Annotated in this window: 20 protein-coding genes; 10 read left to right on the top strand and 10 right to left on the bottom strand. The window is 68.5% G+C overall.

Features of this window, described 5'->3' with window-relative positions:
- Positions 1–68 precede the first annotated feature (68 nt).
- Genes LGM56_RS26075 through cobU form a run of 4 tightly spaced genes read right to left on the bottom strand, consistent with a single transcriptional unit; the run spans position 69 to position 3,487 of the window.
- Positions 69–986 (bottom strand): cobalamin-binding protein, encoded by a 918-nt coding sequence (locus LGM56_RS26075; protein ID WP_226207122.1) that lies wholly within the window; start codon positions 984–986, stop codon positions 69–71.
- Positions 983–2,002, bottom strand: coding sequence for a threonine-phosphate decarboxylase CobD (cobD, locus tag LGM56_RS26070; protein ID WP_226207121.1), 1,020 nt, complete (start codon positions 2,000–2,002; stop codon positions 983–985). The genes LGM56_RS26075 and cobD overlap by 4 nt, the downstream gene beginning before the upstream one ends.
- Positions 1,995–2,939 (bottom strand): adenosylcobinamide-phosphate synthase CbiB, encoded by a 945-nt coding sequence (gene cbiB, locus LGM56_RS26065; RefSeq protein WP_226207120.1) that lies wholly within the window; start codon positions 2,937–2,939, stop codon positions 1,995–1,997. The genes cobD and cbiB overlap by 8 nt, the downstream gene beginning before the upstream one ends.
- Positions 2,933–3,487, bottom strand: a complete 555-nt coding sequence (gene cobU, locus LGM56_RS26060) for a bifunctional adenosylcobinamide kinase/adenosylcobinamide-phosphate guanylyltransferase (RefSeq protein ID WP_174975943.1) — start codon at positions 3,485–3,487, stop codon at positions 2,933–2,935. The genes cbiB and cobU overlap by 7 nt, the downstream gene beginning before the upstream one ends.
- 74 nt (positions 3,488–3,561) lie before the next feature.
- Between cobU and LGM56_RS26055 the strand changes: the two genes are divergently transcribed.
- From LGM56_RS26055 to LGM56_RS26040, 4 genes are all read left to right on the top strand, one after another.
- Positions 3,562–5,064, top strand: a complete 1,503-nt coding sequence (locus LGM56_RS26055; RefSeq protein ID WP_226207119.1) for a cobyric acid synthase — start codon at positions 3,562–3,564, stop codon at positions 5,062–5,064.
- An 82-nt stretch (positions 5,065–5,146) separates the two neighbouring features.
- Entirely contained in the window at positions 5,147–5,287 is a 141-nt protein-coding gene (locus LGM56_RS26050; protein ID WP_174975942.1) for a hypothetical protein, read from the top strand.
- 149 nt (positions 5,288–5,436) lie between these two features.
- Complete coding sequence (locus LGM56_RS26045; protein ID WP_089495431.1) at positions 5,437–5,850, top strand: DoxX family protein; 414 nt, start codon at positions 5,437–5,439, stop codon at positions 5,848–5,850.
- A 135-nt stretch (positions 5,851–5,985) separates the two neighbouring features.
- On the top strand, positions 5,986–6,654 hold the full coding sequence (locus LGM56_RS26040) for a ParA family protein (RefSeq protein WP_089495430.1): 669 nt from the start codon (positions 5,986–5,988) through the stop codon (positions 6,652–6,654).
- 133 nt (positions 6,655–6,787) lie between these two features.
- Here the strand turns inward: LGM56_RS26040 and panD are convergent, their stop codons facing one another.
- From panD to LGM56_RS26020, 4 genes are all read right to left on the bottom strand, one after another.
- Entirely contained in the window at positions 6,788–7,174 is a 387-nt protein-coding gene (panD, locus tag LGM56_RS26035; protein ID WP_011352892.1) for an aspartate 1-decarboxylase, read from the bottom strand.
- A 42-nt stretch (positions 7,175–7,216) separates the two neighbouring features.
- Positions 7,217–8,056, bottom strand: a complete 840-nt coding sequence (gene panC / locus LGM56_RS26030) for a pantoate--beta-alanine ligase (protein ID WP_089431572.1) — start codon at positions 8,054–8,056, stop codon at positions 7,217–7,219.
- 265 nt (positions 8,057–8,321) lie between these two features.
- Complete coding sequence (locus LGM56_RS26025; RefSeq protein WP_021164248.1) at positions 8,322–9,194, bottom strand: segregation and condensation protein A; 873 nt, start codon at positions 9,192–9,194, stop codon at positions 8,322–8,324.
- Positions 9,195–9,198: 4 nt separating this feature from the next.
- Positions 9,199–9,387 (bottom strand): DUF3460 family protein, encoded by a 189-nt coding sequence (locus LGM56_RS26020; protein ID WP_011352889.1) that lies wholly within the window; start codon positions 9,385–9,387, stop codon positions 9,199–9,201.
- A 254-nt stretch (positions 9,388–9,641) separates the two neighbouring features.
- On the opposite strand from LGM56_RS26020, the gene LGM56_RS26015 reads away from it, so the two are divergent.
- Both LGM56_RS26015 and LGM56_RS26010 read left to right on the top strand, forming a co-directional pair.
- Entirely contained in the window at positions 9,642–11,444 is a 1,803-nt protein-coding gene (locus LGM56_RS26015) for an autotransporter assembly complex protein TamA (RefSeq protein ID WP_089495429.1), read from the top strand.
- 28 nt (positions 11,445–11,472) lie between these two features.
- A complete protein-coding gene (locus LGM56_RS26010) occupies positions 11,473–15,555 on the top strand; it encodes a translocation/assembly module TamB domain-containing protein (RefSeq protein ID WP_226207118.1) in 4,083 nt (1,360 codons plus the stop codon).
- Between the two features lie 58 nt (positions 15,556–15,613).
- On the opposite strand, the gene metG is transcribed toward LGM56_RS26010, so the two are convergent.
- Positions 15,614–17,770 (bottom strand): methionine--tRNA ligase, encoded by a 2,157-nt coding sequence (gene metG, locus LGM56_RS26005; RefSeq protein ID WP_124583007.1) that lies wholly within the window; start codon positions 17,768–17,770, stop codon positions 15,614–15,616.
- Positions 17,771–18,147: 377 nt separating this feature from the next.
- The gene (locus LGM56_RS26000; protein WP_043189806.1) at positions 18,148–18,792 is read right to left on the bottom strand and encodes an OmpA family protein; all 645 of its coding nucleotides are present in this window, start codon (positions 18,790–18,792) and stop codon (positions 18,148–18,150) included.
- 351 nt (positions 18,793–19,143) lie between these two features.
- Here LGM56_RS26000 and apbC point away from each other — a divergent pair, with 351 nt between their 5' ends.
- The 4 genes from apbC to LGM56_RS25980 all read left to right on the top strand — a co-directional run bounded on the left by apbC (position 19,144) and on the right by LGM56_RS25980 (position 23,948).
- Positions 19,144–20,235: an iron-sulfur cluster carrier protein ApbC gene (apbC, locus tag LGM56_RS25995; RefSeq protein ID WP_089495426.1), complete on the top strand. Its 1,092-nt coding sequence runs from the start codon at positions 19,144–19,146 to the stop codon at positions 20,233–20,235.
- Between the two features lie 133 nt (positions 20,236–20,368).
- Entirely contained in the window at positions 20,369–20,905 is a 537-nt protein-coding gene (gene sodC, locus LGM56_RS25990) for a superoxide dismutase [Cu-Zn] (RefSeq protein WP_089495425.1), read from the top strand.
- A 112-nt stretch (positions 20,906–21,017) separates the two neighbouring features.
- Complete coding sequence (gene dcd, locus LGM56_RS25985; RefSeq protein ID WP_006398615.1) at positions 21,018–21,587, top strand: dCTP deaminase; 570 nt, start codon at positions 21,018–21,020, stop codon at positions 21,585–21,587.
- 81 nt (positions 21,588–21,668) lie between these two features.
- On the top strand, positions 21,669–23,948 hold the full coding sequence (locus LGM56_RS25980) for an arginine/lysine/ornithine decarboxylase (RefSeq protein ID WP_089440792.1): 2,280 nt from the start codon (positions 21,669–21,671) through the stop codon (positions 23,946–23,948).
- Positions 23,949–23,972 lie beyond the last annotated feature (24 nt).

The following is a 23,972-nucleotide window of genomic DNA, read 5'->3' as shown; positions in this document are numbered from 1 at the left end:
AACGACGGAGCGCGCGGTCAATTCGTCTCGGGCATCTGGCACGCGATGACCGCGCAAGTCACCGGAAATCAGCGCACCGCCCGCCGCGCACGCGCGGCATCGAGAGCCTCGCACAGCGCGGCCGCGCCCTGCGCGATCCGCGGCGCCGGCCGTGTGAGCACATCGCCGTCGATCGCGAACAGGTTGTGGCGTGCCACGGCCGTCAGTGCGGGCCACGTGCGCCAGCGCGCCAGGCTCGGCAGTGGTTCGTCGGCGCGCGTCGTACCCGCACTCGTCGTCACGATCGCCTCCGGATTCGCCGCGAGCACGGCCTCGTCGGTGACGGTCGGCACGAGCGGCTTGAGCGATGCGAACACGTTGCGGCCGCCGCACAGCTCGATCACGTCGTTGATCAGGTGCGCACCGTTGAGCGTCATCAGCGGCCGATCCCAGACCTGGAAGAACATCGTGACAGGCGCTCGCGCAGCGTAACGCGTGCGCAGCGTCGCGATGTCGCGCGCATAGGCGGCCGCGGCCGCATCGGCAACCGGTTGCGTGCCGAGCAGCGTGCCGAGCCGGCGCAGCGACGACGCGACGTCGTCGAGATGCTTCGGTTCGCTGAAGAACAGCGGGATGTGCAGCGCGCGCAGCGCATCGGTCTGCCGCTCGGCATTGCCGTGCCGCCAGACGACGATCAGGTCGGGCTTCAGCGCGGCGATCCGCTCGAGATCGAGCGCCTTGTTGTCGCCGACGCGCGGTATCGCTTGCGCCGCGGGCGGATAGTCGCTGTACGTGACGGTGCCGACGAGCTTCGCGCCGCCGCCGGCCGCGTAGACGAGTTCGGTCGCGTGCGGCGCGAGACTGATCACGCGTTGCGCGGGCGCCGGCAGCGTGACGGTATTGCCGGCGTCGTCGCGTGTCGTGACATCGGCGTGGGCGCGTGGCGCGTAAGCGAACGCAGCCAATAGCGCGATTGGCGCGAGCCGCTGAAACGTGCATGAATTCATGCGGAGTCCCGTTGCAGCGTCGGCACGCAGTGCGCGAGCGCATCGCCGAGGCGCTGCCATTCCGTTTCGCTGCCCGGCAAGCCGACGCGTACGCTCGACGGGGTCGGGAAGTGCCGCGTCCAGACCCCGCGTGTCGCGAGTGCCGCGTGCAGTGCCGCAGCGCGCGGGTCGTCGGTCCAGCTGAAGAGCGGCGTCGCGCGAACCGCGAAGCCGTGCGCGCGCAGCAAGGCGGCCAGCCGTTCGCCGTCGGCCGCGAGCCGTTCGCGGGCGGCGGCCTGCCATGCGCGGTCGGCGAACGCCGCGGCGACTGCATGGCGGGCAGGGCCGCCGACCGTCCAGGCGCCGAGCATGTCGCGCAGCGCGACGATCCGGTCAGGACAGGCGAGCACGAAGCCTGCGCGGATGCCGGCGAGCCCGAAGAACTTGCCGACCGAACGCAGCACGATGAGCCCGGGGCGATCGACGTGTGGCGCGAGCGACCGCGTCGCGCCCGTATCGGCGAATGCCTCGTCGACGATCAGCGTGCCACCGCGCGCGGCCAATTGCGCGTGCCAATCGAGCAGGCGTTCGGCCGGCACGAACTCGGCGGTCGGATTATTCGGATTCCCGACGATGACGTGACGCAACGTCGCTGGCAGCGTATCCGTGTCGATGTCGAGCGCGACGACGCGATGGCCGTGGCGCGCGAAGGCGGGCGCGTATTCGCCGTACGCGAGCGCCGCGACGCCGGCGTCGCCGGTCGGCAGCAACGCGGGCAATGCACGGATCGCGGCCTGGCTGCCGGCGACCGGCAGCACGTGTGCGGGATCGGGCGCGTGGTAGTACTGCGCGGCGCAGGCCGCGAGGCCGTCGCCGTCGTCGGGCAGCCGGCGCCACGCGTCGGCCGGGACGGGCGGCACCGGATAGCCGACCGGATTGATGCCGGTCGACAGGTCGAGCCACGCGTCGTACGGAATGCCGTGGCGGCGTGCAGCCTCATGCAGGTTGCCGCCGTGTGCGATGCGGGTGTCAGACATGATGGGTGGCCATGGCGAGTGCGCCGCTCGCGACCAGCAGCGCGAGCCACAGGGCGAGCGTGCGCGTGACGAGCGACAGCGCGGCGGCGATGTGGACGGCGGTCGCCGTGGCGCCGGTGCCGAGCGCGGGACGGTCTTCGATCTCGCCGTGATAGACGGCCGGGCCGCCGAGCTGCACGTTCAAACTGCCGGCACCGGCGGCCATCACCGGGCCCGCGTTCGGGCTGTCCCAGTGGCGCGCCTGCGTGCGCCAGCAGCGCCACGCGGCGGCCGTGTCGCCGAGCAGCGCGTAGCTCGCGGCCGTGAGGCGCGCGGGAATCCAGTTCAGCGCGTCGTCGAGGCGCGCGGCGGCCCAGCCGAAGGTCAGGAAGCGCGGCGTGCGGTAGCCCCACATCGCGTCGAGCGTGTTCGCGAGCCGGAACAGCAGCGCGCCGGGGCCGCCTGCGACGACGAACCAGAAGAGCGCGCCGAAGATCGCGTCGTTGCCGTTCTCGAGCGCGGATTCGACGGCCGCGCGCGACAGCGCGCCTTCGTCCGCGTCGCTCGTGTCGCGCGACACGATGCGCGCGGTCAGCGCGCGGGCGGCGCCGAGGTCATGCCGCAGCAACGCGGCAGCGATCGGCGCGACGTGGTCGGCGAGGCTTTTCGCGCCGAGCGCGAACCACAGCAGCGCGATATGCAGCGCGGCCGCGAGCGGCCACGGCAGCACGGTCGTGAGCCATGCCGCGATGGCGACCGGCGGCACGACCGCCGCGACCCACGCGGCGACGCCGATCACACGGCCGCGCCGGCCCGTGTTCAGCGCGCCTTCGATGCGCGCGGCGAGGCGGCCGAACGCGACGAGCGGGTGCCAGCCGGCCGGTTCGCCGAGCGCGCGGTCGACGATCGCGGCCGCAACCGCGAACATCGCGACGACGGGCAGCGACAGCATCAGCATGACGGTGCTCCCGTCTTGAGGTCGAGCGGCAGCCCGGCGACGAGCAGCGTCACGCGTGTCGCGAGCGCGGCGACGCGCTGGTTCAGGCGGCCGAGTTCGTCGACGTAGCGGCGCGTGACCGACCCGAGCGGCACGACGCCGAGCCCGATTTCGTTACTGACGACGATCACCTTCGCGCGCGCGCCGCGCAACGCGTGCTCGAGCCGCTCGACCTGCGCCGCGTACTGCGCATCGTCGAGCGGTTCACCGTCGGCGGGACACAGCAGGTTCGTGAGCCACAGCGTCAGGCAGTCGACGAGCAGGCACGCGTGCGGATCGTCGAGCCGCGCGAGCGTGCCGGCAAGATCGACGGGCGCGTCGGCGAAACCCCAGTCGGCCGGCCGGCGCGCGCGATGGTGCGCGATGCGCTCCGCGAACTCGGCATCGGCGGCGGTCGCGGTCGCGATGTAGGTGACGGGGAGGCCGCTGTCGGCGGCGAGCCGCTCGGCATGCGCGCTCTTGCCCGAGCGCGCGCCGCCGAGGACGAAGGTGAGGTCGTGCGGAATCATCGCGTGATTGTAACGGCGCGGGCAGGGCGGCGCGGGGGATAATGCGGCCTTTGCTTCGCGACGACCTTTACACGATGAATGCACCCGAGCCGCGGCCGCGCGGCACGCTGATGATCCAGGGCACGACGTCCGACGCGGGCAAGAGCACGCTGGTTGCCGGCCTGTGCCGGCTCGCCCGCCGCGCGGGCGCGCGCGTTGCGCCGTTCAAGCCGCAGAACATGGCGCTCAACAGCGCGGTGACGGCCGACGGCGGCGAGATCGGCCGCGCGCAGGCGCTGCAGGCGCTGGCCGCGGGCGTCGCGCCGCATACGGATTTCAACCCCGTGCTGCTGAAGCCGACGAGCGATCGCGGCGCCCAGGTGATCATTCACGGCAAGGCGCGCATGAACCTCAATGCGCGTGCGTATCACGACTACAAGCCGGTCGCGTTCGATGCGGTGCTCGAGTCGTACGCGCGCCTGCGCGCCGGCTACGACACGGTGATCGTCGAAGGCGCCGGCAGCCCGGCCGAGATCAACCTGCGCGACGGCGACATCGCGAACATGGGTTTTGCCGAACGCGTCGACTGCCCGGTCGTACTGGTCGCCGACATCGACCGCGGCGGCGTGTTCGCGCATCTGGTCGGCACGCTCGCGTGCCTGTCGGACAGCGAGCGCGCGCGCGTGCGCGGCTTCGTGATCAACCGCTTCCGCGGCGATTTCAAGTTGCTCGAACCGGGGCTCGACTGGCTGCGCGCGCAAACGGGCAAGCCGGTGTTCGGCGTGCTGCCGTACCTGCACGGCCTGCTGCTCGACGCCGAGGACATGCTGCCCGCCCAGGCGCGCAGCGCCGCCGCACGGGGCGACGCCGGCGTGCTGCGCGTCGTCGTGCCGGCGCTGCCCCGCATCAGCAACCACACCGATTTCGATCCGCTGCGTGCGCATCCGCAGGTCGAATTCACGTACTGGAAGAGCGGCCCCGTGCCGGACGCCGACCTGTTGATCCTGCCCGGTTCGAAGAGCGTGCAGCGCGATCTCGCGTGGCTGCGCGACGCGGGCTGGGACACGCTGATCCGTGGCCACCTGCGCTACGGCGGCAAGGTGATCGGCATCTGCGGCGGGATGCAGATGCTCGGCCGCACGCTCGACGATCCGCTCGGCCTCGAAGGCGCGCCCGGCAGCGTGCCGGGGCTCGGGCTGCTCGATTTCGACACGACGCTGCAGCCCGACAAGACGCTGAAGAACGTGACGGGGCAGCTCGCGCTGCCGGGCGGGGCCCCGGTGCGCGGCTACGAGATCCACATGGGCGATACGCACGGGCCCGCGCTCGCGTCGCCCGCGCTGGCGCTGGCCGCCGACACCGCGCGGGACGGCACACGCCCCGACGGCGCGGTGTCCGACGACGGCCAGATCCTCGCGACCTACGTGCACGGGCTGTTCGACTCGCCCGACGCCTGCACGGCGCTGCTCGCGTGGGCCGGGCTCGACGGCGCGGAGCGCATCGACTATCCGGCGCTGCGCGAGGCATCGCTCGAACGGCTGGCCGACACGTTCGCGAACCATCTCGACCTCGACGCGCTGTACGCCGAGTTTCGTTGACGCGACGCCGGCCCGTGCTCGCTTTTTCCGCCGGATCGCGTACAACACAGAAGGGCGGAGGTCCGCCTGGAGGAGTGCGACGATGAAGGCTCGATGGTGGTGGAGCGTGCTGCTCGCGGCGCTGCTGGGCGCGTCGGCGGTTGCGCACGCGTGCGATTCGTCCGCACCGGGCGGCAGCCAGTCCGGTTCCGGCGACGCCACACAAGGCAAGAGCGGTTACTGAAGCAGGCTGCGGGGCATGATCGGTCATGCCCCTTTTTACGTCTCTATTAACTCCTTATGGGAATCAGTTAAAGCGAATTGGCGTGTTTATCAGTCGAATTGATTCGAATAGAGTGCGATCCATTCACACCACTCCCGAAGGAATTCGCCATGAACCCCAATCGCCTCAACGATTTCGCCGCGACCCTGCTGCGCGTCGCGCTCGGCGTGCTGTACCTCGCGCACGTCGCGCAGAAGGTGTTCGTCTTCACGCTGCCGGGCACCGCGCAGTTCTTTGCGTCGATCGGCCTGCCGGGTTGGCTCGCGTACCTGACGACGTTCGTCGAACTGGCCGGCGGCCTGGCGCTGCTCGCGGGCTTCCGCGTGCGCGTCGCCGCGCTCGTGCTGCTGCCGTTCATGCTCGGCGCGGTTGCCGCGCATCTGCCGAACGGCTGGAGCTTCGCGTCACCGCACGGCGGCTGGGAATATCCGGCGTTCTGGGCCGTCACGCTCGCCGTGCAGGCGCTGCTGGGCGGCGGCGCGTTCGCGCTCGGCGCACGGGAGGCCGCGGTTCAGCGTGCGTAACGGGGAAGTAACCCACACGGCGCGGCGCAACCCGTTCCGGTGACACCCCGTTTGCCGATATCATCGCTCCCTGTATCCGCAATCGAGCGGCGCTTGCCAGGCGGTGGGCGCCGCGCGGCTTTTTCGGGGGAATTCATGACGGTGATCGTGGTGGCGAATCCGAAGGGCGGCGTGGGGAAGAGCACGCTGTCCACCAATCTTGCCGGCTATTTCGCGGCGCAGGGCGCGTGGGTCGCGCTCGCCGACCTGGACCGGCAGCAGTCCGCGCATGCGTGGCTCGACCTGCGGCCGGCCGGATTGCCGCCGATCGAGGCGTGGGATCTCGACCCGGACGCGCCGACGAAGCCGCCGCGCGGCCTCGAGTACGCGGTGATCGATACGCCGGCCGGCCTGCACGGCAACCGGCTCAACGTCGCGCTGCAACTGGCCGACAAGGTGATCGTGCCGCTGCAGCCGTCGATGTTCGATATCCTGGCCACACAGCAGTTTCTGGAGCGCCTCGCCGACGAGAAGGCCGTGCGCAAGGGCAACGTCGAGGTCGGGATCGTCGGGATGCGGGTCGATGCGCGCACGCGCTCGTCCGACCAGCTTCATCGCTTCGTCGAAGGGCTCGGCCTGCCGGTGCTCGGCTACGTGCGCGACACGCAGAACTACGTGCAGATCGCCGCGCACGGGCTGACGCTGTGGGACGTCGCGAAGAGCCGCGTCGAGAAGGATCTCGAGCAGTGGCGGCCGATCGTCGAATGGGCCGAACGCCGGGCGCCGAAGGCAGGGAAGACGGAGAGGGCTGCCAAGGCGTCCTGATCGCGCGGCCGCTGCCGGGCGGCGCGCGATGAAATGAGAAAGGGCCGGATGCCGTCGAGTACGGCATCCGGCCCTTCGACCACAAGCGGGCCCGCCGCGCCCGCGCGCCATGGCACGCGGGCAGGTGGCCGGGTCAGGTCCAGTTCTGCGTCGGCACGTGATCGCGGTGGCCCTTGATCTTGTTGCCGTCGTCCATGAACACGAGCTTCGGCTTCCAGCCGGCCTGCAGCTCGGCTTCGTCGACCATCGCGAAGGCCGCGATGATCACGAGGTCGCCGAGTTGCGCGCGACGCGCGGCCGAGCCGTTCAGCGAGATCATCCCGCTGCCGCGCTCACCCTTGATCGCGTACGTCGAGAAGCGCTCGCCGTTGTTGATGTTCCAGATGTCGATCCGTTCGTTCTCGATGATGCCCGAGGCTTCGAGCAGGTCTTCGTCGATCGCGCACGAGCCTTCGTAGTGCAGCTCGCAGTGCGTGACGGCCGCACGGTGGATCTTCGATTTGAGCATGTGGCGCTGCATGGTGTCTCCGTGATGCGTGAGAGGCGAGGGCGGGGCGGCCCGTCAGATTTCCAGGTTGTCGATGAGGCGCGTCGCGCCGAGCTTCGCGGCGGCGACGACGACGAGCGGTTCGCCGGCTTCGAGCTGGGCCGCGTCCGGCGCGATCAGGTTCGCTCGGCGGCGGATCGAGATGTAGTCGGGCGCCCAGCCGCGGCCGGCCAGATGCGTGCGGGCCAGTTCCTCGAGCTTGCCGAGGTCGCGCTCGCCGCCGAGCACGCTTTCGCGGATGCGCTGCAGCGTCTTCGCGAGTTCGGGCGCCTCGCCGCGCTCGTCGGCCGACAGGTAGCGATTGCGCGACGACAGCGCGAGGCCGTCCTCGTCGCGCACGGTTTCGGCGGCGATGATGTCGACCGGCAGCGCGAGCTGCTGGCACATGCGGCGCACGATCATCAGCTGCTGGTAGTCCTTCTTGCCGAACACGGCGACGCGCGGCTGCACGCAGGCCATCAGCTTCGCCACGACCGTGCACACGCCGGTGAAGAAGCCGGGCCGGAATTCCCCTTCGAGGATCCCGCCGAGATCGTCCGGCGGCAGCACGCGGTATTCCTGCGGTTCCGGGTACATGTCGCGCTCGGTCGGCGCGAACAGCACGTAGACGTTTTCCTTCTGCAGCTTCTCGATATCGTCCTGCAGCGTGCGCGGATACTTGTCGAAATCCTCGTTCGGGCCGAATTGCAGCCGGTTGACGAAGATGCTCGCCACGACCGGGTCGCCGTGCTGGCGCGCGAGGCGCATCAGCGACAGGTGCCCTTCGTGCAGGTTGCCCATCGTCGGCACGAACGCCGTGCGGTTCTGTCCGCGCAGCTGGTCGCGCAGTTCATGGATCGAGCTGATGACTTTCATGATCGGGTAGCGGGTTCCTCGCGCTGGCGCGCGTTGGCGCCGCAGCAGCGGCGTCGGGGTCGAAGCGGAGAACGCCGGCGCGCGGGCGGCGCATCGGGCGTCGGCGGATTGTAGAGGATTTGGCCGCCAAACGCATCGAAAAAAGAACGGTCGTTCACTTTTTAATCGGGCGTGCCGGCAACCCCGCGCGCGGCCGCGCTGGACTGCGGCGTAGCGGCGAGCGTGCCGGGATGAAGCGGGAGAGCGGGAAGGGCGGGCGCGGGTGTTACGCGGGCAGGTACGCGAGACGCACGTAGATCGGCGCGAACGGCTCGGCCTGCGTGATTTCGAGGAGCGACTCGCGCGCGAGTTCGAGCATCGCGATGAAATTCACGACGACGACCGGCACGCCGCGCGACGTGTCGAACAGCTCGGCGAACTCCATGAAGCGCGCGTTCTGTAGCCGGCGCAGGATCAGACTCATGTGCTCGCGCACCGACAGCTCCTCGCGCGAGATCTTGTGGTGCTGGACGAGCTTCGCGCGCTTGAGCACGTCGGCCCATGCGGCGCGCAGGTCGTCCGAATTCACGTCGGGGAAGCGCGGCGTGACGCTCTGCTCGATGTAGACCTCGGCGCGCAGGAAGTCGCGGCCGAGCTGCGGCAACTGGTCGAGCCGCTGCGCGGCGAGCTTCATCTGCTCGTATTCGAGCAGGCGGCGCACGAGTTCGGCGCGCGGATCCTCGGCTTCCTCGCCGGTGTCGGCCTTCTTGACCGGCAGCAGCATCCGCGACTTGATCTCGATCAGCATCGCGGCCATCAGCAGGTACTCGGCCGCCAGCTCCAGGTTCGACGTGCGGATCTGGTCGACGTAGCCCAGGTATTGCGCGGTGACCTGCGCCATCGGGATGTCGAGCACGTTGAAGTTCTGCTTGCGGATCAGGTAGAGCAGCAGGTCGAGCGGGCCTTCGAAGGTCTCGAGGAAGACCTCGAGCGCATCGGGCGGGATGTAGAGATCCTGCGGCAGCTTGAAGAGCGGCTCGCCGTACAGGCGAGCGAATGCCGCGACGCCGTCGACCGTGTCGGGCGTCGAATCGGCGCCCGCGGGCGCGGCGATCGCGTCGTCCTGCCGGGCGGCGCTGGCCTCGTCGGCGGCGCTCACGTCGTCAGAAGTTCTGGTAGTAGACGTACGACGTTTGCTTCACGCGCGATTCCTGCTGCTCGGCGCGCTCTTCGAGGTCGATCGGCTGCTTGTCCCACAGCAGGGAACGGCCCTTGCGCTGCTCGTCCTCGAGCGTCGGCTTCTGCTGCTTGAGCTGGTTCAGGAACTGCGTGACATCGGACTGGTACGGCATGGCTGGATTTTCCGTTTCGGGCGGCGCACGATGCGCCGGATTCACGATGGCGGGATTTTACCGCATCGCGGGAACGGCCGGCGTCAATCGCGCGTCGAATCCGCGGGCCGGCAGGTGGCGGGCGCCCGGAAGCGCACCGTCACGCAGGGCGCTGCGGTCCAGGCGGTTTACAAACATTAAGCTTTGGTGCCGGCACCCTGTGGTCAAATACAGGGTTTTCCACAAAACCGTGATAACCGAGGGCGAGGTCATATTTGGCGGGGCAGTCGAACCAGCAAGCACACACGGCACATGACGCGGTCCCGCGCGTGGAACGCAATCGCGCCCGCGCCGCGCGGGTGGCCCTTGCGGGTTGCCTTGCCGCATGCTTCGCGCTGCCGGCCCACGCGAAGTACGACGTCGACATCGACGCGCCGCGCTCGGTTCGCAAACTGCTCAAGTCGCATCTCGACATCGCGCGCTTCGCGAAGCGCGACGACATCAGCGACGACCAGTTCGACTTCCTCGTGACCGCCACGCCGCAGCAGGTGCGCGACCTGACCGCGACGGCCGGCTATTTCTCGCCGGTCGTGCGCACCGACGTGCGCACGCGCGACGGCAAGCGCGACGTGCGCATCGCGGTCGATCCCGGGAAGCAGACGATCGTGTCGAGCGTCGAGCTGACGTTCAAGGGGCCCATCGACACCGAGGATCCGAAGCAGGAAGCCGCGACCCGCTTCGCGTTCTCGCTGAAGCCGGGCGATCCGTTCACTCAGTCCGACTGGGACGGCGCGAAGGGCGCGGCGCTCAGGCAACTGCAGTCGCACCGCTATCTCGGCGGGAAGATCGCGTCGTCCGAAGCGCGCATCGACCCGCGCACGCAGCGCGCGATGCTCGCGGTCACGTTCGACAGCGGCCCGACGTTCACGATAGGCAAGGTCGACGTCGACGGCGTGCGGCGCTATCCGGAAAAGATCGTCACGAACGTCAATCCGCTGTCGGAAGGCGAGATCTACGACGTGCAGCGGATCACCGAACTGCAGCGGCAGTTGCAGAACACGCCGTATTACGCGAGTGTCGCAATCGATGTCGGCGACGATACGGCGAAGCCCGAGCGTACGCCCGTGCACGTGAAGGTCAGCGAGTTTCCGTACAACAACATCCGCGGCGGCGTCGGTTTTGCCACCGATACCGGGCCGCACGTGCAGGGTTCCTACACGTATCTCGACACGTTCGGCGCCGCGTGGCCGCTGACCGTGTCGGGCCGGCTCGACCAGATCCAGCAATACGGGCAGGTCCAGCTGTCGATGCCGCCGGGCGAGAAGGGCTGGACCAACAGCGTGCTCGCGTCGTACACGAACACCAACGTGTCGGACACGCGCATCTACAGCGCGCGGGTCGGCGCGCAGCGCACGCGCACCGGCCAGTTCATCGACTATTCGTATTCGCTGATGTACTACCAGGACCGGCTCGACCAGAACGGCGCCGGGCCGACCACGAGCCGCGCGCTCGTGCCGCAATGGGCGTGGACGCGCCGCAACGTCGACGATCCGCTGTTTCCGCGTTCGGGCAACCTGATCCACGCGGAGGCCGGCTTCGCGGTCAAGGGCGTGCTGACCGACCAGTCCTTCATCCGCGGCTACGCGCGCGGCCAGCAGTACCTGCCGATCGGCAAGCGCGACCTGTTCGTGTTCCGTGCGGAGCTCGGCGGCGTGTTCACGAGCGGCAGCTCGACCGGCGTGCCGGCGTCGCTGCTGTTTCGCGCGGGCGGCTCGAACTCGGTGCGCGGCTACGGCTACCAGAGCATCGGTAACAGCGTCGACGGTTCCGTGCTGCCGACCAAGTACCTGATGACGGGCACCGCCGAATACCAGCACTGGTTCAACCGCGACTGGGGCGCCGCGACGTTCTTCGACATCGGCACCGCCACCGATGCGTGGGGCGAGCGCGTGTTCTACCCGGGTGTCGGCATCGGCGCGCGCTGGCGCAGCCCCGTCGGCCCGATCAACGTCGACGTCGCGTACGGGTTGCGCAACCATAGCGTGCGCCCGTACCTGACGCTCGGCATCGCTTTCTGACCGTACCGCTTCACCGACGACGAACCGCATGACGAAGGAGCCGAACGACACGCCGCCGCCTCACGATCCGGACTCGCCCGACGGCGCGCCCGACGCGCCGCCGCGCGCGCCGCGCCGCGGGCCTGTCGCGCGGATCGGGCGGTTCGTCGCGTGGACGCTTGTCACGGTCGTGCTGCTCGTCGTGCTGGCGGTCGGCCTCGTGCTGGCCGCGGCGACGACCGAGCACGGCACGCGGCTCGCGTGGCAGGTGGCTGGCCGCGTGCTCGGCGCGCGGCTCGCGGGCACGCTCGACGGCGGCTCGCTTGCGACCGGCGTGCGGTTGCGCGGCTTCGCGTGGACGAGCCCCGACGGCACCGGCACCGAAATCCGCATCGACCGGCTCGACGGCCGCTGGGCCCTGACCCGCGCGCCGTGGCGGCTGTCCATCGCGTACCTTCGCGCCGGCACGATCGACGTGCGGATCGCGCCGGGGCCGTCGACGCCGAGTACGACGCCGCAGGACCTCAGCCTGCCGCTGCAGTTGCGGATCGACGATCTGCGCGTCGATCATCTCGCGATCCACGACGGCGGCTCGACGACGCAGCTCGACCATATCGCGCTGAACGGCCGCAGCGACGGCCGTCACCATGAACTCGTGCTCGCGGGCATCGATACGCCGTACGGCGCGCTGACCGCGCGCGCGAAGCTCGACGGCGTGAAGCCGTTCGCGCTGACGGGTGACGCCACCTATGCGGGCAAGCTGTCCGACGAGCCGGTCGACGCGCGTGCGCGCGTGTCGGGCTCGCTCGAGGCGCTCATCGCCGAAGTCGACGCAAGCGGGATGAAGCTGAACGGGCGCGCGCACGTCGAGGCCGCGCCGTTCGGGGCGGTGCCGCTCACGCGCGCATCGCTCGCGTTCGATCACGTGAACCCGCAGGCGCTCGCGCCCGGCGCGCCGGCCGCCGATCTCGCGGTGCGCGCGGAACTCGCGCCGGTGACCGCGCCGGCCGGGGCCGAGCCCGCGAAGGGTTTCGCGGTGACCGGCCCGGTGTCGATCGTCAACGCGAAGCCCGGTACGCTCGGCGAGCATTTGCTGCCGGTGATCGACGCGCACGCGAACGTGCATCTCGACGCGCACGCGCAGCGGATCGACGATCTCGCGCTGAAGCTGATTCGCGACGGCAGCGTGACAGGCAACGGCACGCTGACGGGCGGCAAGGGCCGCTTCGACCTGAAGGTCGCGAACCTCGACCTGAATGCGTTCGTCGCCGAGCTGCGGCCGATGCGCCTCGCCGGCCCGCTCGGCGTGACGCTCGCGGGCGATGTCACGACCGTCGACTTCAACCTGAACGATCCGAAGCTCGCGCTCGGCGCCCGCGCGAAGGTTGCGCTGACGCCGCAGCAGACCGTGCTGACCGACGCGCGCGTGACGGCGGGCAAGGGCCGGATCGACCTGACGGGTGTGTTCCGCCACGATGCGCATTCGAGCTATGACGCGAAGGCGACGCTGACCGCATTCGACCCGCTGCTGCTCGCCGCGATGAGCGCGCCGAAGGCGGGGGGCGGCAAGGCGCCCGCCAAGGCCACGAAAGCGCCTGCCCCGCGCGGCGAGACGCGCGTGTCGGGCACGCTGACGGCGTCGGGCGCATTCGCGCCGCAGGTATCGACGAAGGCGACCTTCAAGCTCGGCGACAGCCTGTACGACGGCGTGCCGCTGACCGGCGCGGGCGTCGTGCAGCTGGCCGGCTCGCGCATCTTGCCGAGCAACGCGAACCTGTCGATCGCGGGCAACCACGTCGACCTGCGCGGCAGCTTCGGCGCGCCCGGCGACCGGCTGCGCTTCGTCGTCGACGCGCCGCAGCTCGACCGGCTCGGCTTCGGCGTGCAAGGGCTCGTGCAGGCGCAGGGCGACCTGACCGGCAGCTTCGCGCACCCGAACGTGACGGCCACCTACAAGGCCGAGCACGTCGTCGTCGGCTCGAACCGGATCGGTGCCGCGCAGGGCCGCGCGGACATCCGCGACGGCGCGCACGGCGCGCTCGTGTTCACGGCCGATGCGTCCGACCTCGCGCTCGGCTCGCTGAAGCTGAAATCGCTGCGCGCGAACCTCGACGGCACGCGCGCGAAGCACACGCTCGACGCGTCGGCGCTCGGGGCGGCCGGCGGCCGCGTGATCGACGTGACGCTTGCGGCGAATGGCGGCGTGGTCGAGAACCGCGACGGGATGCGCTGGGACGGCACCGTCACGCGTCTTGCCAACCGCGGCACACCGGCCATCGCGCTGCAGTCGCCGCTGACCGTGTCGGCCGGCGCCGGCCGTGTGACGCTCGGCGCGACGCGGCTCACGCTCGAAGGCGCGGCGATCGACCTGAAGTCGTTCGTGTTCGATCACGGCCAGATGCGCTCGGCGGGCTCGGTGACCGGTGCGTCGGTCGCGCGTTTCCTCGAGGTCCGCCAGGAACTGACGGGCCAGCGGCCGCCGGTGCGCACCGACGTCGTGCTCGATGCCGACTGGGATTTCTCGCTCGGCGCGAACGCGACAGGCTACGTTCAGGTGAAGCGCCGCGGCGGCGACGTGACGATCGAAAGCGGGCGCGGCATCGCCTCGCTGGGGCTGACCGACCTGTCCGCGCGCGCGAGCTTCACGCCCGGCAACCGGCTCAACGTGACGGCGCTCGCGAAGGCGAGCCGGATCGGCACGCTCGACGCGAACGTCGTCGTGCCGTTCGCGCTGCGCGACGGGATGTTCGGCGTGGTCGACGACGGCCCGCTGTCGGGTCGCATCGACGCCGACATCCCGGCGCTGAAGACGACCGGCAACCTGTTCGGGCCGAGCTACCTGCTCGGTGGGCGCGCGGCGCTGAAGCTGACGGTCGCCGGCACGCCGGTGAAGCCGAACCTGTCGGGGATGCTGACGGGTGACGACCTGTCCGCGACGCTCATCGACCAGGGCGTGCAGTTGAAGGACGGCATCGTGCGCGTCAAGCTGTCGGACAACCTCGTCGAATTCCAGCAGGTCGAGTTCCACGGCGGCGACGGTACGCTGCGCATGCTCGGCCGCGTGCGCCTCGACGGCGAGGCGCCCGACCTGACCGCGAGCATCGTCGCGGACAAGCTCGAGCTGTTCGCGGCGCCGGACCGCAAGCTGTCGCTGTCGGGCAAGGCGACGGTCGCGAACGACGGACCGCGCGGCGCGCTGTCGATCGACGGCAAGTTCGTCGTCGACCGCGCATTGTTCGACCTGCCCGAGGAATCGGCCCCGCACCTGTCGGACGATGTCGTGATCGTGCAGCCGGGCGGCACGGTGCGCGGCGAGACGCCGACCGGCACCGCGGTCGCGAAGCCGAAGCCGGCCGAGGACAAGCCGGCGCCGTCGCTCGCGCCGCGCGCGAATGTCGACATCGGCCTTGGCAACAACTTCCGCTTCAAGGGCCACGGAGCGGATCTCGGGCTACGCGGCACGATCACCGTGATGAGCGCGCCGGGCGTGCCGCTGCGCGCGGTCGGCAACGTGCGCGTGACCGAAGGATCGACGTACACGTCGTTCGGCCGCAAGCTCGCGATCGAGAATGGCTTCTTCACGTTCAACGGCCCCGTGTCGAACCCGGGCGTCAACATCCTTGCGATGCGGCGCAACCAGGAAGTCGAGGCCGGCGTGCAGGTCACGGGCACGATCCAGTCGCTGACGGTCAAGCTCGTGTCGGAGCCGAACGTCACGGACAACGAAAAGCTGTCGTGGCTGCTGTTCGGCCACGGCACCGACCAGGGCAACAACGTCGGCCAGCAGGGGGCGATGACGGCGGCGCTCGGGCTGCTCGGCAGCGTGACCGGCAAGCGCGTCGCGCAGACCTTCGGTCTCGACGAGGTCTCGGTCGGCCGCAGTGAAGTCGGCCTGACCGATCCGCAGGTCGTGCTGGTGTCGAAGGCGATCAACGAGCGCTTCGTGCTCGGCTTCGAGCAGGGGCTGCAATCGGCGGCGAACGCGTTCAAGGCGACGATCAACCTGACGCGTTTCTGGTCGGTATCCGCGTACGGCGGCACGTTCCAGGGCGTCGACCTGAACTACACGCGGCGTTTTGATCGCTGGTTCAGCAGCGACGGCGCGCGCGGGCGGCGCGCCGAGCAGCCATGAAAAAAGCCCCGCACATCGTGCGGGGCTTCGTTTTTGCGCAAGCGGCAGCGCGTTCGGCTTACTTCACGCGCATGCCGGGCTTCGCGCCGCTGTGCGGCTCGAGGATGTAGAGGCCCGGCTCGGCCTTCTCGTCGGTGGCCGACGCGGCGAGTACCATCCCTTCGGACAGGCCGAACTTCATCTTGCGCGGCGCGAGGTTCGCGACCATCACGGTCAGCTTGCCGACGAGTTGCTCGGGCTGATACGCGGACTTGATGCCCGAGAACACGTTGCGGGTCTTTTCCTCGCCGACGTCGAGCGTGAGCTGCAGCAGCTTGTCCGAGCCTTCGACGGCCTGGCACGCGACGATCTTCGCGATGCGCAGGTCGATCTTCGCGAAATCGTCGATCGAGATCGGTGCGTCGTCCGCGCCGTTCACGACAGCCTGCTTCGCGTTCGCCTTCGCGTTGTTCTTCGCATCCTTCGCGGCGTTCGCGCTCGCGACGGCCGCGCCGGTGGCTTCGGCCTGCAGCGAATCGCGGTTCGCGGCCAGCAGCGCCTCGATCTGCTTCGGGTCGACGCGCGTCATCAGGTGCTGGTACGCCTTGATCGGCTGCTCCGACGACAGCGGCTTCGCGGCATCGGCCCAGGCGAGCGGCGCGATCCCGAAGAACGACTCGACGGCTTCGGCCACGCGCGGCATCACCGGCTTCAGCGCGAGCGACAGCAGGCGGAACGACTCGAGGCTCACGCTGCAGGTTTCGTGCAGCGCGACCGCGTTGGCCGGATCCTTTGCGAGATCCCACGGCTTCGCGCCGTCGACGTACGCATTCACTTCGTCCGCGAGCTCCATCGTGTGGCGCAGCGCGCGGCCGTACTCGCGTGCTTCGTAGTGCGCGGCGATCTGCGGGATCGCCTCGCGCAGCTTCGCGACGAGCGGATGGTTCATCGCGCTGTCCTGCACGCGGCCGTCGAAGCGCTTGATCAGGAAGCCTGCCGCGCGGCTCGCGATGTTCACGTACTTGCCGACGAGGTCGCTGTTCACGCGCGCCTGGAAGTCGTCGAGGTTCAGGTCGATGTCTTCCATCGTCGCGTTCAGCTTCGCGGCGAAGTAGTAGCGCAGCCATTCGGGGTTCAGGCCCGTGTCGATGTAGCTCTGCGCGGTGATGAACGTGCCGCGCGACTTCGACATCTTCGCGCCGTCGACCGTCAGGAACCCGTGCGCGAACACGTTGGTCGGCGTGCGGTGGCCCGAGAACTCGAGCATCGCGGGCCAGAACAGCGTGTGGAAGTACAGGATGTCCTTGCCGATGAAGTGGTACTGCTCGGTGGTCGAGCCCGGGCGGACCCACGCATCGAAGTCGATGCCGTTGCGCTCGCACAGGTTCTTGAAGCTCGCGTAGTAGCCGACCGGCGCGTCGAGCCACACGTAGAAATATTTGCCGGGTGCGCCCGGGATCTCGAAGCCGAAGTACGGCGCGTCACGCGAGATGTCCCAGTCGGCGAGCTTGGCTTCGCCGGCGTCGCCGAGCCATTCGCGCATCTTGTTGGTCGCTTCGGGCTGCGCGAGGCCGCTCACCCATTCGCGCAGGAACGTTTCGCAGCGCGGATCGGACAGGCGGAAGAAGTAGTGCTTCGAGGTCTTGCGCACCGGCGTCGCGCCCGATACCACCGAGTACGGGTTCAGCAGTTCGGTCGGCAGGTAGGTCGAGCCGCACACTTCGCAGTTGTCGCCGTACTGGTCCTTCGCGTGGCACTTCGGGCACTCGCCCTTGATGAAGCGATCCGGCAGGAACATTTCCTTGACGGGATCGTACGCCTGCTCGATCTCGCGCTCGGCGATGAAGCCGGCGTCCTGCAGCGCGACGTAGATCTTCTCGCTCAGCACGCGGTTCTCGTCCGAATCGGTCGAGTAGAAGTTGTCGAACGACACGCCGAAGCTGTCGAAGTCGCGCTTGTGTTCGGTCCACACGCGATCGATCAGCTGCTTCGGGGTCAGGCCTTCCTTCTCCGCGCGCAGCATGATCGGCGTGCCGTGCGTGTCGTCGGCGCCGATGTAGTAGACCTCATGGCCATGCATTCGCAGCGTCCGCACCCAGATGTCGGTCTGGATGTACTCGACCAGGTGGCCGATGTGGATCTGCCCGTTGGCATAGGGCAGTGCGGACGTAACGAGGATCTGGCGGCCACCTTGCGGCGCCGCAGCCTGCACGGAAGTGAGGTCGGATGCGGACATAGGGTCTGTAGAGGAACAGCGGAAAAACGACGGGAAACTGCGATTCTAGCAGGGGTGCGCAACAGCGACGCGGGCGGGCGCCCTAGGACCGGGCGCCGAAACGGGCGGGGCCGCGCATGCGGCGTGCCCGACGGTGCGGTGCTGCGATGCAGCACGAATTCTGCGGGCAAAAAAAACCGGGGCGGATACGGCCCCGGAGCAACAACGACAAGAGGAGAATGGTGACGCGCCGGCAACACCAGCCGCGTACCGTAAATACTGACCACGGCCTGCGACAGAAGTTCGAAAATTTTTTCGATTTGTTACCGGCTCCGCCGGAAGCCTTGTCCGGCGGGGCTGCGCGGGCGGCGGGCCCGCGCGTTCCCCTCGTCGCGCGCTTACTGCGCCTGCGCTGCGCGCAGGTAGATTTCGACGCGGCGGTTCTGTGCGCGGCCGGCTTCGGTCGCGTTGTCCGCGATCGGGTTCGATGCGCCCATGCCTTGCGCCGACAGGCGGCCGCCGTTCACGCCGCGCTGCGCCAGTGCGTTCACGACGCTTTGCGCGCGGTTCTGCGACAGCGTCTGGTTCAGCTGGGCCGAGCCCGTGCTGTCCGTGTAGCCGACGATCGAAGCCGTCACTTGCGGGTTCTGGTTCAGCGTCGTCGCCAGGTCGTTCAGCAGCGGCGTGAAGGCCGGCGTGATCGCGTACTGGTTCGTCGCGAACGTCACCGAGCTCGGCACGTTCAGCTTCAGCGAGCCGTCCGGCTGCTCGGTCACTTGCGTACCCGTTTGCGCTGCCGACGGTGCGAGCTTGTTCTTGATCGCCTGCCAGTTGTAACCCGTCACGCCGCCGACCAGTGCGCCGACGCCAGCGCCGATCGCCGCGCCCTTGCCGCCGCCCGCCAGTGCGCCGATACCTGCGCCCAGTGCCGCACCCGTGCCGGTACCGACGGCCGCGTTGTTGCCTTGCTGCGTGGCGCAGCCTGCCAGCAATGCGCCGGCCAATGCGAAGACGGACAAGCGGGTCGCGATTTTCATGTTCATCTTGGATTCCTCTCTTGGTTGAACGAGTCGACAACGACGACAAACAACAGTTACGGCTCCCTGCGCGGACCGTCCGAAAAGGAAGGCCGGCCTGCGCTCGCGGCAGCCGCCGAGGCGGTCGCATGCCCTGTCCGTCAGCGTGGCTGTTCAGGCAGGGCGACGCGTCAGCCTCTACAATATAGGCGGTGAGTGGCCGATTTGGCCCTATAGCATGCCGCACGCGAAGAGTGCGCCGGGTCGCGCGTTCGCGCAATGGCATGCAACAGATTCTTTCACTTTTCCCGATTTTCGCGCGGTAATTTGATATTTTTTGACGTTTGCGCGCGAGAAAAACGTTTTCACGGAGTTTCGATGAGCATTGACCGGGCACAAGTCGACGCCGCTTTGGCGGCTGTCGTCGACCCCAATACCGGCCGTCCGTATGCGGCGAACAAGGGCGTGCGCAACGTCGCGATAGACGGCGACGTCGTGGCGCTCGACGTGGTGCTCGGTTATCCCGCGCGCAGCCAGCACGACGACGTGCGCGCCCGCATCGCCGCGGCGCTCCAGGCCGTGGCCGGCGTGCGCGACGCGCGCGTCGCGGTCTCGCAGGAGATCGTCGCGCACACGGTGCAGCGCGGCGTGAAATTGCTGCCGAACGTGAAGAACATCGTCGCGGTCGCGTCGGGCAAGGGCGGTGTCGGCAAGAGCACGACGGCCGTCAACCTCGCGCTCGCGCTTGCCGCGGAGGGCGCGTCGGTCGGCATCCTCGACGCCGACATCTACGGTCCGTCGCTGCCGACGATGCTCGGCATCCACGGCCAGCGCCCCGAGTCGCCCGACAACCAGTCGATGAACCCGCTCGTCGGCCACGGGCTGCAGGCGAACTCGATCGGCTTCCTGATCGAGGAAGACAACCCGATGGTGTGGCGCGGCCCGATGGCGACTTCCGCGCTCGAGCAGCTGCTGCGCCAGACCAACTGGCGCGAGCTCGACTACCTGATCGTCGACATGCCGCCCGGCACGGGCGACATCCAGCTGACGCTCGCGCAGCGCGTGCCCGTCACGGGCGCGGTGATCGTCACGACGCCGCAGGACATCGCGCTGCTCGATGCGAAGAAGGGCCTGAAGATGTTCGAGAAGGTCGGGATTCCGATCCTCGGCATCGTCGAGAACATGAGCATCCACACCTGCTCGAACTGCGGCCACGAGGAGCACATCTTCGGCGCCGGCGGGGCCGAGCGGATGGCGAAGGAGTACGGCGTGAACGTGCTCGGCAGCCTGCCGCTCGACATCGCGATCCGCGAGCGCGCCGACAGCGGCACGCCGACGGTCGTGGCCGATGCCGACGGCGCGCTGGCGCGTCGCTATCGCGAAATCGCGCGCGGGGTTGCGCTGGCGATTGCCGAGCGATCGCGCGACATGACGTCGAAGTTCCCGTCGATCGTTGTTCAAAATACGTAAAACCCTTGCGGGGCGGGGCCTCACGCTGTTTACGGCGCCGCGAGGCGCGGTATCATGGCGACTTTTCCCGGGTCCCTTTACCCGCCCGGCGCGGCCGTCGTGTCAAACGGCCGTCAGCCGGCATGAGGATCGAATGAAACAACGACATCACGGCGTGTACGCCGGCCGCGTGCGGTGCGCGCTGCTGGCCGCCGCCGCGCTGGGCCTGCTGGCCGGCTGCACCTCCTTTTCCTCGTCGCACGAAAAACGGGCCGACGCACAGCTGCAGCCGACGGTCGGCTCGCAGGCGCGCGGCGCGGTGACGTTCGTCGAGCGTCCGGACGGCGTGCAGGTTACCTACAACCTGGCCGGGCTGCCGCCGAACAGCGATCACGCCTTGCAGGTACACGAACGCGGCGATTGCAACGCGGGCGACGGCTCGAGCGCCGGCCAGGTGTTCGCGCCGGCGGCCGACCGGCTGCGCGCGGGTGCCCGCGTCGCCGGCGATCTCGGCAACATCCACGCGGACGCGAACGGCGTCGCGGCCGGCTTCATTGTCGCGCCCGATCTGGCCCTCGATGGCGTGCGTTCGGCGATGAACCGCGCGGCGCTGGTGCACCGCGAACCGAGCGATCCCGCGTTTCCGCAGCATGGCGCGGGGCCCGCGCTCGCCTGTGGCGTGATCCGTTGACGGCCGCCGCGTGCGTGCGCCGATGATCGCGTAAAATGTCGGCCTTTCCCTGGCCGCCGTCCTGAATGGCGGCCTTCGTTTCCCGTCACGCAGCGTTTGCAGGCGCCCCGATATGAGCATCAAGTCCGACAAATGGATTCGGCGCATGGCCGAAGAGCACAAGATGATCGAGCCGTTCGTGCCCGATCAGGTCCGCGCGTCCGAGGACGGCCGCCGGATCGTCAGCTACGGCACGTCGAGCTACGGCTACGACATCCGCTGCGCGGACGAATTCAAGATCTTCACGAACATCAACTCGACGATCGTCGACCCGAAGAACTTCGACGAGGGTTCGTTTGTCGATTTCAAGGGCGACGTGTGCATCATCCCGCCGAACTCGTTCGCGCTGGCCCGCACCGTCGAATATTTCCGCATCCCGCGCACCGTGCTGACGGTCTGCCTCGGCAAGTCGACCTATGCGCGCTGCGGGATCATCGTCAACGTGACGCCGTTCGAACCCGAGTGGGAAGGCTACGTCACGCTGGAATTCTCGAACACCACGCCGCTGCCCGCGAAGATCTACGCGAACGAAGGCGTCGCCCAGGTGCTCTTCTTCGAGAGCGACGAAGTGTGCGACGTGTCGTACGCGGATCGCGGCGGCAAGTATCAGGGGCAGCGTGGTGTCACGCTGCCGAAAACCTGATCTGGTTGCATAACGTCTCACCAGTTTCCGGGTGACCGCTGCGCGTGACGCGCCGCGGTCGTTCTTTTTGGAGAATCGCCCATGAAGTTTCGTTTCCCCGTCGTCATCATCGACGAAGATTTCCGCTCCGAGAACATCTCGGGCTCCGGCATCCGGGCGTTGGCCGAAGCGATCGAGAAGGAGGGCGTCGAAGTCCTCGGCCTCACGAGCTACGGCGATCTGACGTCGTTCGCGCAGCAGTCGAGCCGCGCGTCGTGCTTCATCCTGTCGATCGACGACGACGAACTCATGCTCGGCGAGACCGGCCAGGACGGCGAGCTGCCCGAGCTCGCGACCGCGATCATCGAGCTGCGCGCGTTCGTCACCGAAGTGCGCCGCCGCAACGCGGACATCCCGATCTTCCTGTACGGCGAGACGCGCACGTCGCGCCACCTGCCGAACGACATCCTGCGCGAGCTGCACGGCTTCATCCACATGTTCGAGGACACGCCGGAGTTCGTCGCGCGCCACATCATTCGCGAGGCGAAGGTCTATCTCGACTCGCTCGCGCCGCCGTTCTTCAAGGAACTCGTGAAGTACGCGGACGAAGGCTCGTACTCGTGGCACTGCCCGGGCCACTCGGGCGGCGTCGCGTTCCTGAAGAACCCGCTCGGCCAGATGTTCCACCAGTTCTTCGGCGAGAACATGCTGCGCGCGGACGTCTGCAACGCCGTGGACGAACTCGGCCAGCTGCTCGACCACACGGGCCCGGTCGCGGCGTCCGAGCGCAACGCGGCGCGCATCTTCAGCGCGGACCACCTGTTCTTCGTGACCAACGGCACGTCGACGTCGAACAAGATCGTCTGGCACGCGACGGTCGCCCCGGGCGACATCGTGCTGGTCGACCGCAACTGCCACAAGTCGATCCTGCACGCGATCACGATGACGGGCGCGATTCCCGTGTTCCTCACGCCTACGCGCAACCATTTCGGCATCATCGGGCCGATCCCGCGCGACGAATTCAAGCCGGAGAACATCCGCAAGAAGATCGAGGCGAACCCGTTCGCGCGCGAAGCGATGCGCGAGAACCCGGACATGAAGCCGCGCATCCTGACGATCACGCAGAGCACGTACGACGGCGTCGTCTACAACGTCGAGATGATCAAGGACCTGCTCGGCGACCTGCTCGACACGCTGCACTTCGACGAAGCGTGGCTGCCGCATGCGACGTTCCACGACTTCTACCGCGACATGCACGCGATCGGCGACGGCCGTCCGCGCACCGGCGCGCTCGTGTTCGCGACGCACTCGACGCACAAGCTGCTCGCAGGCATCTCGCAGGCCTCGCAGATCGTCGTGCAGGATTCGGAGAACCGCACGTTCGACAAGCACCGCTTCAACGAGGCGTACCTGATGCACACGTCGACGAGCCCGCAGTACGCGATCATCGCGTCGTGCGACGTCGCGGCCGCGATGATGGAGCCGCCGGGCGGCACCGCGCTCGTCGAGGAATCGATCGCCGAGGCGATCGACTTCCGCCGCGCGATGCGCAAGGTCGACGCCGAATACGGCGACGACTGGTTCTTCAGCGTGTGGGGCCCGGACAACCTGTCGGAAGAAGGCATCGGTTCGCGCGAGGACTGGATGCTGAAGCCGAACGACCACTGGCACGGCTTCGGCCCGCTGGCGGAAGGCTTCAACATGCTCGACCCGATCAAGGCGACGATCATCACGCCGGGGCTCGACGTCGACGGCGAGTTCGGCGAAACCGGCATTCCGGCCGCGATCGTCACGAAGTACCTGGCCGAGCACGGGATCATCGTCGAGAAGACCGGCCTGTATTCGTTCTTCATCATGTTCACGATCGGCATCACGAAGGGCCGCTGGAACTCGATGGTGACCGAGCTGCAGCAGTTCAAGGACGACTACGACAACAACCAGCCGCTGTGGCGCGTGCTGCCGGAATTCGTCGCGCAGCATCCGCGCTACGAGCGTGTCGGCCTGCGCGACCTGTGCACGCAGATCCACGACGTGTACCGCGCGAACGACATCGCCCGCCTGACGACCGAGATGTACCTGTCGGACATGGAACCGGCGATGAAGCCGTCGGACGCGTTCGCGAAGCTCGCGCACCGCAAGATCGACCGCGTGCCGCTCGACGAGCTCGAAGGCCGCGTGACGAGCATCCTGCTCACGCCGTACCCGCCGGGCATTCCGCTGCTGATCCCGGGCGAGCGCTTCAACAAGACGATCGTGAACTACCTGCGGTTCGCGCGCGACTTCAACGAACGCTTCCCGGGCTTCCACACCGACATCCACGGCCTCGTCGCGGAAGAGGTGAACGGCCGGGTCGAGTACTTCGTCGACTGCGTGCGCGACTGATGGCGACGCACGGACGAATCCAGG

This window comes from Burkholderia sp. AU38729 (assembly GCF_020419725.1).
Lineage (GTDB): Bacteria > Pseudomonadota > Gammaproteobacteria > Burkholderiales > Burkholderiaceae > Burkholderia.
Note: the sequence above shows the minus strand (reverse complement) of the source record. Positions and strands in the feature narration are given on the sequence as shown.

Excerpts from the sequence above, each read along its gene's own strand:
- LGM56_RS26075 (WP_226207122.1), bottom strand. The coding sequence starts at position 986 with ATGAATTCATGCACGTTTCAGCGGCTCGCGCCAATCGCGCTATTGGCT.
- cobD (WP_226207121.1), bottom strand. The coding sequence starts at position 2,002 with ATGTCTGACACCCGCATCGCACACGGCGGCAACCTGCATGAGGCTGCA.
- cbiB (WP_226207120.1), bottom strand. The coding sequence starts at position 2,939 with ATGCTGATGCTGTCGCTGCCCGTCGTCGCGATGTTCGCGGTTGCGGCC.
- cobU (WP_174975943.1), bottom strand. The coding sequence starts at position 3,487 with ATGATTCCGCACGACCTCACCTTCGTCCTCGGCGGCGCGCGCTCGGGC.
- LGM56_RS26055 (WP_226207119.1), top strand. The coding sequence starts at position 3,562 with ATGAATGCACCCGAGCCGCGGCCGCGCGGCACGCTGATGATCCAGGGC.
- LGM56_RS26050 (WP_174975942.1), top strand. The coding sequence starts at position 5,147 with ATGAAGGCTCGATGGTGGTGGAGCGTGCTGCTCGCGGCGCTGCTGGGC.
- LGM56_RS26045 (WP_089495431.1), top strand. The coding sequence starts at position 5,437 with ATGAACCCCAATCGCCTCAACGATTTCGCCGCGACCCTGCTGCGCGTC.
- LGM56_RS26040 (WP_089495430.1), top strand. The coding sequence starts at position 5,986 with ATGACGGTGATCGTGGTGGCGAATCCGAAGGGCGGCGTGGGGAAGAGC.
- panD (WP_011352892.1), bottom strand. The coding sequence starts at position 7,174 with ATGCAGCGCCACATGCTCAAATCGAAGATCCACCGTGCGGCCGTCACG.
- panC (WP_089431572.1), bottom strand. The coding sequence starts at position 8,056 with ATGAAAGTCATCAGCTCGATCCATGAACTGCGCGACCAGCTGCGCGGA.
- LGM56_RS26020 (WP_011352889.1), bottom strand. The coding sequence starts at position 9,387 with ATGCCGTACCAGTCCGATGTCACGCAGTTCCTGAACCAGCTCAAGCAG.
- LGM56_RS26010 (WP_226207118.1), top strand. The coding sequence starts at position 11,473 with ATGACGAAGGAGCCGAACGACACGCCGCCGCCTCACGATCCGGACTCG.
- metG (WP_124583007.1), bottom strand. The coding sequence starts at position 17,770 with ATGTCCGCATCCGACCTCACTTCCGTGCAGGCTGCGGCGCCGCAAGGT.
- LGM56_RS26000 (WP_043189806.1), bottom strand. The coding sequence starts at position 18,792 with ATGAACATGAAAATCGCGACCCGCTTGTCCGTCTTCGCATTGGCCGGC.
- apbC (WP_089495426.1), top strand. The coding sequence starts at position 19,144 with ATGAGCATTGACCGGGCACAAGTCGACGCCGCTTTGGCGGCTGTCGTC.
- sodC (WP_089495425.1), top strand. The coding sequence starts at position 20,369 with ATGAAACAACGACATCACGGCGTGTACGCCGGCCGCGTGCGGTGCGCG.
- dcd (WP_006398615.1), top strand. The coding sequence starts at position 21,018 with ATGAGCATCAAGTCCGACAAATGGATTCGGCGCATGGCCGAAGAGCAC.
- LGM56_RS25980 (WP_089440792.1), top strand. The coding sequence starts at position 21,669 with ATGAAGTTTCGTTTCCCCGTCGTCATCATCGACGAAGATTTCCGCTCC.